The sequence below is a fragment of the Kitasatospora sp. NPDC057500 genome, from assembly GCF_042802195.1.
Classification (GTDB): Bacteria; Actinomycetota; Actinomycetes; order Streptomycetales; family Streptomycetaceae; genus Kitasatospora.
In genome coordinates this window covers 1-10,727 of record NZ_JBHVER010000241.1, presented here as the reverse complement: position 1 = coordinate 10,727, position 10,727 = coordinate 1, and the positions used below count along the sequence as shown (strand labels likewise).

At 73.5% G+C, this 10,727-nt stretch carries 9 protein-coding genes and 2 tRNA genes; 8 read left to right on the top strand and 3 right to left on the bottom strand.

All coding sequences use genetic code 11. The features are described from left to right. Positions 1 to 47: 47 nt before the first annotated feature. Entirely contained in the window at positions 48 to 1,460 is a 1,413-nt protein-coding gene (locus ACFU74_RS32670; RefSeq protein WP_380763409.1) for an amino acid permease, read from the bottom strand. Between the two features lie 301 nt (positions 1,461 to 1,761). On the opposite strand from ACFU74_RS32670, the gene ACFU74_RS32665 reads away from it, so the two are divergent. The 4 genes from ACFU74_RS32665 (at position 1,762) to ACFU74_RS32650 (ending at position 5,331) form a co-directional block, all read left to right on the top strand. Beyond that, positions 1,762 to 2,361 carry a biotin transporter BioY gene (locus ACFU74_RS32665; RefSeq protein ID WP_380763407.1) on the top strand — a complete coding sequence of 200 codons (600 nt, stop codon included), beginning with the start codon at positions 1,762 to 1,764 and terminating at the stop codon, positions 2,359 to 2,361. 157 nt (positions 2,362 to 2,518) lie between these two features. After that, the gene (locus ACFU74_RS32660; RefSeq protein WP_380763405.1) at positions 2,519 to 3,010 is read left to right on the top strand and encodes a ribose-5-phosphate isomerase; all 492 of its coding nucleotides are present in this window, start codon (positions 2,519 to 2,521) and stop codon (positions 3,008 to 3,010) included. 366 nt (positions 3,011 to 3,376) lie between these two features. Then, positions 3,377 to 4,606: a PP2C family protein-serine/threonine phosphatase gene (locus ACFU74_RS32655; RefSeq protein ID WP_380763403.1), complete on the top strand. Its 1,230-nt coding sequence runs from the start codon at positions 3,377 to 3,379 to the stop codon at positions 4,604 to 4,606. Between the two features lie 530 nt (positions 4,607 to 5,136). Continuing rightward, positions 5,137 to 5,331: a hypothetical protein gene (locus ACFU74_RS32650; RefSeq protein WP_380763401.1), complete on the top strand. Its 195-nt coding sequence runs from the start codon at positions 5,137 to 5,139 to the stop codon at positions 5,329 to 5,331. Positions 5,332 to 5,367: 36 nt separating this feature from the next. Here ACFU74_RS32650 and ACFU74_RS32645 read toward each other — a convergent pair whose 3' ends face one another. After that, entirely contained in the window at positions 5,368 to 6,171 is an 804-nt protein-coding gene (locus tag ACFU74_RS32645; RefSeq protein WP_380763399.1) for a DUF6348 family protein, read from the bottom strand. Between the two features lie 224 nt (positions 6,172 to 6,395). Between ACFU74_RS32645 and ACFU74_RS32640 the strand changes: the two genes are divergently transcribed. Then, entirely contained in the window at positions 6,396 to 6,947 is a 552-nt protein-coding gene (locus ACFU74_RS32640) for a hypothetical protein (RefSeq protein WP_380763397.1), read from the top strand. A gap of 96 nt (positions 6,948 to 7,043) precedes the next feature. On the opposite strand, the gene ACFU74_RS32635 is transcribed toward ACFU74_RS32640, so the two are convergent. After that, positions 7,044 to 7,114: transfer RNA gene (locus ACFU74_RS32635), tRNA-Gly, on the bottom strand. Positions 7,115 to 7,259: 145 nt separating this feature from the next. On the opposite strand from ACFU74_RS32635, the gene ACFU74_RS32630 reads away from it, so the two are divergent. From ACFU74_RS32630 to tig, 3 genes are all read left to right on the top strand, one after another. Continuing rightward, positions 7,260 to 7,333, top strand: a tRNA-Pro gene (locus ACFU74_RS32630). A gap of 101 nt (positions 7,334 to 7,434) precedes the next feature. Continuing rightward, positions 7,435 to 8,991, top strand: coding sequence for an MDR family MFS transporter (locus ACFU74_RS32625; protein ID WP_380763395.1), 1,557 nt, complete (start codon positions 7,435 to 7,437; stop codon positions 8,989 to 8,991). Positions 8,992 to 9,245: 254 nt separating this feature from the next. Then, complete coding sequence (tig, locus tag ACFU74_RS32620; RefSeq protein ID WP_380763393.1) at positions 9,246 to 10,637, top strand: trigger factor; 1,392 nt, start codon at positions 9,246 to 9,248, stop codon at positions 10,635 to 10,637. The last annotated feature ends 90 nt before the right edge of the window (positions 10,638 to 10,727 follow it).

Below are 10,727 nucleotides of genomic sequence, written 5' to 3'. Positions count from 1 at the left end.
GCCCGGCACCGCACGGTGCCGGGCCCCCTTCGCTCCGCTCGCGCGGGTCAGCCCCGGGCGGCGTCCCGGCGCTGCTTGACCAGGCCGGCGGTGGTGAGCAGCGCGACCAGCACGCCCGCCGCGTACAGCTGCTGCCGGTTGCCCTCGGTGGTGGTCATCAGGGCGAGGATGCCGGCGACGGCGGCCATCGCGACCCAGGTCAGGTACGGGAAGCCCCACATCCGCACGGTGAGCAGCCCGGGCGCCTCGCGCTCCAGCCGGCGGCGCATCCGCAGCTGGACGACGCAGATGAACAGCCAGACGACCAGGATGGCGACGCCGGTGGTGTTCATCAGCCAGGTGAAGACGGTGGCGGGCCAGAACTTGGCGGCCAGTACGGCGGCGAAGCCGAACAGGCAGGAGGCCAGCACGGCCCGCCGGGGCACCCCGCCGCTGACCTTGGCGAGGGCGCGCGGGCCCTGGCCGCGGCCGACCAGCGAGTAGGCCATCCGGGAGGCGCCGTAGATGTTGGCGTTCATCGCGGACAGCAGGGCGATCAGCACCACGAACTGCATGATGGTCCCGGCGCCCGGCACCCCGAGGTGGCGCAGCACGGTGACGTAGGGGCCGTCGGCGACGACCGCCGGGTCCTTCCAGGAGACCAGGGTGACGACCAGTGCCATCGAGCCGATGTAGAAGATCGCGATCCGCCAGACGGCGGTGCGCACCGCGTAGGCGACGTTGCGCTTGGGGTCCTCGGACTCGGCGGCGGCGATGGTGACGGTCTCCAGGCCCCCGTAGGCGAAGACGGAGGCGAGCAGGCCGACGATCAGTCCGCTGACGCCGGTGGGCAGGAAGCCGCCCTGGCCGGTGAGGTTGGTGGTGCCGGGGGCGCCGGGGCCGAGCACGCCGGCCACGCCGAGTGCGCCCAGCACCAGGAAGGCGATGATCGCGGCGACCTTGACGGCGGCGAACCAGAACTCGAACTCGCCGAAGTTCTTCACCGCGGTGAGGTTGCTGGCGCAGAAGAACACCATGAACAGGGCGACCCAGATCCAGGCGGAGACGCCGGGGACCCAGCCGTTGACGATCCGGCCGGCGGCGGTGGCCTCGGCGGCGACGCCGCAGCAGAGCATCACCCAGTACATCCAGCCGGCGGTGATCCCGGCCCAGGGGCCGAGCTCCTTCTCGGCGTGCACGGAGAAGGAGCCGGAGGCCGGGCGGGCCGCCGACATCTCGCCGAGCATCCGCATGATCAGCATGACCAGCAGCCCCGAGAGCACGAAGGCCAGGATGATGGCGGGTCCGGCCGCCGCGATGCCCGCGCCGGAGCCGACGAACAGGCCCGCGCCGATGACGCCGCCGAGCGCGATCATCGAGAGGTGGCGCTGCTTGAGCCCGTGCGAGAGCTGCTGGCCGGGGGCCGGGGGAGGGGGTGTGGTGGTCCCGGGCGGCGCGGAGCGCGCGGAGGAGCGGGCCATGGGAGGTGGATCCAGACTGTTCGACATGCGGTGCGAGCTGTCCAATATCCGGTGACGTGGCTGTGCATGCCAAGAATGCCCGGTCCGGGATCAGCATGCGGACCTCATCGTGACATTCCGGGCCCGTGCGGTCACGTTCCGTCGTGCCGGTGGGTCGGGACCCGACAAGGAGGGCGGCCGGGGCTTTGTCCGGATCCCTGACGGTGTTCGGTGCGATCGCCGCGTAGGTTCGGAGTGATCACTCACTTGATCCGCTGATCCTTCGATCGTCCGGATCCCCACCGTGCCGAGGAGAAGCCCGATGGCCACCGCCAGCACCCCCGTTCCGAGCCGCGCCGTCCTCGCGGACCTGCTGCCCGCCGCCGGCACCCGCCTCGGCGCCCAGGCCCGCGACCTCGCCCTGGTCGCCGGCGGCGCCGCGCTCACCGGCCTGGCCGCCCAGCTGTCGGTGAACGTCCCCGGCTCCCCGGTGCCGGTCACCGGCCAGACCTTCGCCGCCCTGCTGGTCGGCACCGCGCTCGGCACCCGCCGGGGCATCGCCTCGCTCGGCCTCTACCTGCTGGCCGGCATGGCGGGCGTGCCGTGGTTCGCCGAGGGCTCCTCCGGCTGGTCGATGCCCTCGCTCGGCTACGCGATCGGCTTCGTGCTGGCCGCCGGCCTGGTCGGCGCGCTGGCCCGGCGCGGCGCCGACCGCTCGCCGGTGCGCACCGCCGCCGCGATGGTCCTCGGCAGCCTCGCCATCTACGCGGTCGGCGTGCCCTACCTGGCGTTCGCCCTCGACGTCCCGATGGCCCGCGCCGCCGAACTCGGCCTCTACCCGTACCTGGTCGGCGACGCCCTGAAGGCCGCCCTCGCCGCCGGCGCCCTGCCGGTCGCCTGGAAGCTCCTCGGCCGCCGCTGAGGCCCCCGTCGGGGCCGGGCCCGCCCCCGGGGCGCCCCGGTCCGGTGCCGTCGGCGGCACCGCGCCACCTCCTCGTCGGGCCCGGCCCGGCGCCGGACCTGCCGAACGCGCCGCCCCCTGCGGAGCCCGGGTCCGCGCGCATGCCACACTCATGGGCATGCGCGTGTACCTGGGCTCCGACCATGCCGGATACGAACTGAAGAACCACCTCGTGGAGTGGCTCAAGGAGGCCGGCCACGAGCCGGTCGACTGCGGGCCGCACATCTACGACGCCCTCGACGACTACCCGCCGTTCTGCCTGCGCGCCGCCGAGCGCACCGCCTCCGACCCGCAGTCGCTGGGCATCGTGATCGGCGGCTCGGGCAACGGCGAGGCGATCGCCGCCAACAAGGTCAAGGGCGTCCGCGCCGCGCTGGCCTGGAGCGAGCAGACCGCCGCGCTCGGCCGCGAGCACAACAACGCCAACGTGATCTCCATCGGCGGCCGGATGCACACCGAGGACGAGGCCACCAAGTTCGTCGAGATCTTCCTCAACACCCCGTACAGCGGCGACGAGCGCCACACCCGCCGGATCGACATGCTCGGCGTGTACGAGACCACCGGCGAGCTCCCGCCGATCCCGGCCCACCACCCGCAGCAGGAGGCCTGACCCCTCCCGCCCGTCCCGGCTCCTCCCGGCGGCCGGCCGCGCCCGGGACGGTGCGGCCGGCCGCTGCGTTCCCCGGCCCGCGTTGGAGGGTGCGGAACCGGCCGGACGGCGGCTGGACGGCGGCTGTGTGATCGCTGTGTGATCGGCCACAGCGCGCACCCCGGCGCACGCCGCGCCCGACCCGCCCGTGCGACGGGGCACGCGCCGCCCGGGCGGTTCGTACGCCCTGTGCCCGCACGCCTCCTGACACTCCGGCCGCCACCCGCCGCAATCGGCCGAAACCCGCTGACGGGCCCGCGCCACCGCACCGCCGCCCCCGCCCGGGCCGTCGACGCCGACCGGGGGCGCTGGATATGGTCGGTCCCCATGGCTGGCAGAGCGCCGGGCACACCGCCCCAGACGACTGCGACGAGGCCCGGCGCCGCCCCGGCGTCCGACCCCGTGACGGCCCGGTTGCGCAAGAGGCTCCGCCGGGTCCGCCGAAGGCTGCGCACCGCCGGAGTGGACTACTTCCGCGGCGGCGCCGCCGACTGGCCGGTGCTCTGCGCGCTCTCCCTGCTGGTGCCGCTGCTGATCCTGCTCAACGTCTGGTGGCCCGCCTGGGCCCCGCCCACCGCCCTGGTGCTGCCGATCCTGGCGGCGGCCCTGCTGCTGCGCCCCGGCTCCCTGGTGGTGCTGTACGCGCTGGCCGCGCTCGGCCTGTCCGCCGAGTCGGTCATCCACACCGGCCAGCGGGTGGCCAGCGACCACCCCGAGTCCTACACCTACGGGGTCACCCCCGGCGCCGCCCTGGTGGTCGGCGCGGCCGGCGTCGGCGGACTGCTGCTGGCCCAGTTCCGCAGCCGGGTCGGCGTGCCCTGGTGGGGCGGCTCGACGATGCTCTTCGACCTGCGCGAGCGGCTGCGGGTGCAGAGCCGGGTGCCCCGGCTGCCGGACGGCTGGCACGCCGACATGGCGCTGCGCCCGGCCGGCGGGCAGTCCTTCTCGGGCGACTTCGTGGTCGCCGACCGCACCGGCCCCGGCCGGCGGGTGCTGGAGGTGGTCCTCGCGGACGTCTCCGGCAAGGGCATGGACGCAGGCTCGCGGGCGCTGCTGCTCTCCGGAGCGTTCGGCGGGCTGCTCGGCTCGCTGCCCGCGCACGACTTCCTGCCCGCCGCCAACGGCTATCTGCTGCGGCAGTCCTGGGAGGAGGGCTTCGCGACCGCCGTGCACCTGGTGCTCGACCTGGACACCGGCGAGTACGAGTTGCTCTCGGCCGGGCACCTGCCGGGCATGCAGCGGCTGGCGGGCGCCGGCCGCTGGGAGGTCAAGGAGGCGCAGGAGGGACCGGCGCTCGGCATCTACGACGGCGCCAAGTTCGAGGGCGTGCGGGGGCGGTTGAACCGCGGTGACGTCCTGCTGCTGTGCACCGACGGCATGGTCGAGGCACCCGGCCGGGACCTCTCGGAGGGCATGGACCGGCTGATGGGCGAGGCGGACCGGCTGGTGCCGGGCGGCGGCCCGGGCGCCGGCGGCGGCGCTGCCTCCCGGCTGATCGAGACGGTCGCACGGGACATCAACGACGACCGCGCGGTCCTGCTGCTCTGGCGCGACTGAGCGGCCTTCGGCGGCCCGCCGGAGCCCCGCCGCGGGCCCTGTTGAGGCGCCCTGTGCGACGGCACGTGCCAACGGCAGCTGCTGTCAAGCCCCGGAGCTGATCTTCAGCCAATTCCGGCACCCCGGAAGCGGAGCGGACCTGCCGGTTCCGTTCCGGCCCGCCGAACGTTTCCCGGCCGCTCAGCGGTGCCCCGCCGACTATTCGTCAGGATGTCTCGGCTATCGTCCCGGTCGGCGGAAACTCGTCTCGCATCGCAGGATGTCGGCGTTCGACCTACTGTCAGACCTTTACGCAATCGGCACGGTCGACCACACTGAGTCCGGGCGGGACTGTTCAGGATTCGGGGGATGGGGGGCGTCACATGCGGCACGACGGAAACCGTGCGTCCGTACCGGGCTGCCTTCCCTCCGGCCTCGACGTGCCGGACGAACTGCCGTTCCGCCTCGGGACCGTCGGACAGGCCGGGGTCCGGCTTCGCAGGGGTCGTCCGCCGGTGGCGCCCCGCTATGAAACGAGGAAGTGAGTCCGGGTGGCACTCTCCGTCTCCGCGCTGGTCCTGTTCGGCGTCATCTGCTTCATCTTCATCCGCCAGAAGCAGCTGAAGCCCGGGCACTTCATCCTGGCCGCCCTGTTCGGCTTCATGCTCAACCAGAGCACGGCCGCCAAGCCGATCCAGGACTTCCTGTCCCAGCTCGCCAAGTCCATCTCCAGCATCGCCGGCTGACCGCCGGACCGCCGGACCTCCGCGGCCGGCGTCCCGTCACCGGCCGGCGCGCCTCGCCTGGCGCCACCGGGCGAACAGGCCCCGCGGGCGCGCCGCCGCCACGGCCGCCGGCCGGGCCGACGCGACCCCGCCGGCGCCGGCCGGCGCGGTCATCGCCGCCGGCGGCTCCTCGCGGGCCGTCAGCAGCACGAACAGCCGGGCCCAGCACAGCCGCTCGCCGCGCGGCCAGTCCAGCGCGCGCAGCGCCGCCGACGCCGCCTCGCTGACCTCGCCGTCGATCCTGACCTCGGCCACGTCGTCCCCCGACCGCCCGCCGAGGAACAGCTTCACCCCGTGCGGCCGGCGCGAGCCCGGCCCGGTCAGCGCCGGCAGCAGCGCGGGCGCCAGCGCCGGCACCACCCGGTTCCCGGCCAGCCAGGCCGCCAGCCGCTCGTTGCCGAACCCGAAGACCGCAGCCGGCCCCTGGACGGCGTGCCAGCCGGGCAGTTCGGGGTGGTCGGCGTGGTCGGCGTGCGCGCCGTGCCCCTCCCGCAGCTCGACCAGCGCGGCCGCCGTGGTGGTCGCCCACATCCGCACCGCGTTCTCGAGCTTCTCCTCCTCGGTCTTGCCGAGGCCGGCCGTGCAGTCCCACACCACCGGAGCGTCGGCCCGGCCGAGCTCCATCGCCCAGCCGAGGTCGACGTGCCCGGCGCCCTCACTGCCGGGGTGCTCCCGGACGGCCACCGCGACCGTCCCGGGACCGCGCACCACCTCGCCGTCGACGGTGAACCCCTGCCCGAGCCGCGCCATCTCCCGGACCACGCAGCGCTGAATCACGGCCAGTCGGTCCTGCGGGCGCACGGGGACTCCTCAGCTCACGGCTTCGAATCGCTCGAACGCCATCTGCCATCGAACTGCTCTCGAACGCCGCCGAGGCTATCGGCCCGGAGGCCCCCCGGGAAACCGTCCGGGCGCCGCCGCGCCGTTCGGGTCCGGAGCCACCGGCGTGCCGTTCCACTCGCAGAGATGACCGGAATGCACCATTTTGGGTAGCGAGAACCACCGGCTCCGCCTGGAGAACCCGCATGCCCCGCACCGCCCTCGGGCCCGCCCCCGCCCCGCGGCCCCTCGTCCCGTTCGGCCCGGACGCCGCCGGGCTGGTCGCCGAGATCGAGGCGTACCTCGCCTCGCTGCCCGCCCCCGCGCGCACCCCGGCGCCCTACGTCTGCCCGTACGGCTCGGTGCCGCAGCCCTGGCACGCCGGCCACCGCCCGCCCCGGGCCACCCTGCTCGACCGGGCGCTGCGCCGTCCGGCCCGGCCCGTCCCGCTCACCGCCGCCGAGCACCTCGCCCTCGCCTCCCGCTACATCGCCGCACACGGCTGGCTGCAGGGCGCGATGTGGGACGCCTCCGGCCGGGTCTGCCTGCTCGGCGCCCAGGCGGCGGTGCTCGCCCACGGGTTCGGCACCCCGGCCACCGTGCGCACCGCCCGGGTGCAGCTGATGGAGGTGCTGCACGCCACCGGCCGCCCGGTGAACTCCCCGGACGAGTTCAACGACCGGCCCGCCACCCGCCAGGCCGACGTCCACCGGCTGCTGGAGCGGGCCGCCGCCCGGGCCGCCCGGCTGGGCCTGTGAGGCCCCGGGGCTGACGGGGTGCAGGGCCGACGGGGTGCCGGAAACGCGAACGGCCCCGGTGGATGCGCACATCCACCGGGGCCGTTCGTCCTGCTGAGCGGGCGACGAGAATCGAACTCGCGTGACTAGTTTGGAAGACTAGGGCTCTACCATTGAGCTACGCCCGCGTGATCCTCCGGCCGTCGCCGGACGGAAGGTCGGGAACAGCGTACCTGGTCCGGTCGGCTGTGCGCACACCCGATTCCCGGTGAGGGCCTCGGAATATCTCGGCGATCCGGCGGGGCCCGGCGTGTACGCTTCCTCTCGGCACCACGGGGTGTGGCGCAGTTTGGTAGCGCGTCCGCTTTGGGAGCGGAAGGCCGTCGGTTCGAATCCGGTCACCCCGACCGTGCGCAGGGTCTCGCCCAGGGCGGGGCCCTGTTGTCGTTTCCGGCCCGACTCCGGCATGGTAGGTGGTTGATTTTTCACCAAGCCTGGAGATCCCCCGATGAGTGCGACGAGCCCGAGCCGGCCGACGCGGATGAACCCCAAGATCGCGGTCGGCGTCGTCTTCGTTGCCTCGCTGTTCATGACGATCATGGACGGCACGATCGTCAACGTGGCCCTGCCCGCGATCGGCCGGGACTTCGGCACCGATCCGGCCGGGGTCGGCGTGATCAACGTCGGCTACCTGGTCAGCCTGGCCGTCTTCGTCCCGCTCTCCGGCTGGCTCGGCGACCGCTACGGCACCCGCAGGGTCTTCCTGTACTCGCTGGCGCTGTTCACCGCCGCCTCGCTGCTCTGCGGCACGGCCGACTCGCTGGCCTCGCTCACCCTGTACCGGATCCTCCAGGGCGCGGCCGGCGGCCTGCTCACCCCGGTCGGGATGACCATGCTCTTCCGCGCCTTCCCGCAGGAGGAGCGGATGCGGGCCACCCGGGTGCTGATGCTGCCCACCGCCGTCGCCCCGGCCAGCGGGCCGGTGCTCGGCGGCTGGCTGGTGGACAGCTGGTCCTGGCACTGGGTCTTCATCGTCAACGTGCCGGTGGGCCTCGCGGGGCTGGTCTTCGGCCTGCTCTTCCTGCCCGACTACCGCGTCGAGCGGGCCGGGCGTTTCGACCTCTCCGGCTTCCTGCTCGCCGCCGTCGGCTTCGGCGGCACGATGTACGGGCTGTCCGAGGGGGCGTCTGAGGGCTGGGGGAGCGCGCGCATCCTCGCCCCGGCGCTCGCCGGCCTGCTCGCCCTCGCCGCCCTGGTCGCGGTCGAGCTGCGCCGCCCCGAGCCGATGCTCGACCTGCGGCTCTTCCGGGACCGGATCTTCCGCACCGTCAACCTGCTCTCGCTCTTCTCCGGCGCGGCCTTCCTCGGCATGCTCTACCTGTTCCCGCTGCTGATGCAGAACGCGCTCGGCATGGACGCCCTGCACAGCGGGCTGATGGTGTTCCCCGAGGCGCTCGGCGTGATGCTCGCCTCCCAGGTGTCGGCCCGGCTCTACCCGAGGATCGGCCCGCGCCGGCTCCTCGCCGCCGGGTCCGCCGTGGTGGCCGGCTGCCTGGCGCTGATGGCGACGATCGGGCCGGAGAGCAACCTCTGGGCCGTGCGCGGGCTGCTCTTCCTGACCGGCTTCGCGATGTCGCACGTCTTCATGCCGAGCCAGACCGCCGCCTTCGCGACCGTCCCCGCCGCCGCCACCGGCGCCGCCTCCACCCTCTACAACGCCCAGCGCCAGATCGGCTCGGCGCTCGGCGTGGCCGTGCTCGGCACCGTGCTGACCGCCGTCGGGCCGTTCGCCGCGGACGCCTCGGGTACGCCCGTGGCGAACCTCACGGCCTACCGCGCGGCCTTCCTGACCGCCTCCGTCCTGGCCCTGCTCGCGGCCGTGATCGCGCTGTGGGTGCGGGACTCCGACGCCGCCGCGACCATGCGCCCGGCGCCGGTGCAGGGCGGCCCGGGGCCCGGGGACGGACCCGGCGACGGACCGGCCGGCGGGGCGGCCGGCGCGCCGCCGGCCGAGGGCGGCGGGGACGCGTCCGGACCGGCCCGGAGGGCCGCCGGGAGGGCCTGAACGGGCCCGGACGGCGGCGTCCTGGCGTCCGCCTTTCGTGGTACCGGTAGGATGGGGCGCTGGCGGTAGTCCCTGTGGCGTCCACCCAGGTCAACCGCACGAGGGCGAGGAGTCACGCTCACCGTCCACCCCCCACGGGAGATGCAGCTCCAACCGCCCATCGCCCGTCTCGCCCGACCCGCTGGAAACCGGCCCCGGCCGGCGTCCGGGGAGGGCGCAGGCAACCTGACCGCAAGCCCATAGGAGACCTAACCGTGAAGAGCGCCGTCGAGACTCTGAACCCGACCCGGGTTCGACTCACCGTCGAGGTGCCCTTCGAGGAGCTCAAGCCCAGCCTCGACGCGGCGTACAAGAAGATCAACCAGCAGGTCTCGGTCCCGGGCTTCCGCAAGGGCAAGATCCCGAACCGGGTCATCGACCAGCGCTTCGGCCGTGGTGCCGTGCTGGAGGAGGCCGTCAACGACGCCCTGCCGCGCTTCTACACGCAGGCCGTCGACGAGGGCAAGATCGAGGTCCTCGGCCAGCCCGACATCACCAACATCGAGGGTGTCGAGAAGATCGCCGACGGCGGTGACCTGAAGTTCACCGCCGAGGTCGACGTCCGCCCGGAGATCACCCTGCCGGACTTCTCGACCATCGAGGTCACCGTCGACCCGATCGAGGTCTCCGACGAGGACATCGCCAAGTCCCTGGAGCAGCTGCGCGAGCGCTTCTCCTCGGTCAAGGACGTCGAGCGCGCCGCCGCTGCCGGCGACATCGTGGTCGTCGACCTGGAGGCCGAGGTCGACGGCGAGGTGCCGGAGGACGGCACCGCCGCCGGCGTGAGCTACGAGATCGGCTCGGGCCGTCTGATCGACGGCATCGACGAGGCCGTCGTCGGCCTGGAGGCCGGCGGCACCGCCACCTTCACCACCGAGCTCAAGGGCGGCACCCAGGCGGGCAAGACCTCCGAGGTCACCGTCAAGGTCACCGCCGTCCAGGAGAAGGAGCTGCCCGAGCTGGACGACGAGTTCGCCCAGCTGGCCAGCGAGTTCGACACCCTGGAGGACCTGAAGGCCGACTCCCGCAAGCGCCTGGAGCGCATGAAGGAGTACGACCAGGCCACCCAGGCCCAGGAGAAGGTGCTGGACGCGCTGCTCGGCCTGGTCGAGATCGAGTTCCCGGAGAAGCTCCTCAAGGACGAGGTCGAGACCCGCAAGCACAACCTGGAGCACCACCAGCTGGAGCCGATGGGCCTCACCCTGGCGAGCTACCTGGAGACCCAGGGCAAGTCGGAGGAGGAGTACCTCGCGGAGCTGGAGGAGCAGGCGAAGAAGGGCATCAAGACCCAGTTCGTCCTGGACCAGATCGTCGCCGACGAGGAGCTCAACGTCTCCCAGGAGGAGCTGACCGAGCACCTCATCCGCCGCGCCGCCGGCTCGGGCCTGACCCCGGACCAGTTCGCCCAGCAGGTCGTCCAGGGCGGCCAGGTTCCGCTGCTGGTCGGCGAGGTCGCCCGCGGCAAGGCGCTGGCCACCGTGGTCGAGGCCGCCAAGGTCGTCGACACCAACGGTGAGGTCGTCGACCTCGAGGACGACGAGGACGAGACCACGGAGACGGCCGAGGCCGCCACCGAGGACAACGCCGAGGAGAAGAACGAGGCCTGAGCCTCGCGCTGAACCCGTACGACGGGCTCCGGACGCTGTGCGTTCGGAGCCCGTCGTCGTATGGCGTACGGTGCCCCACAACCCTTGTGA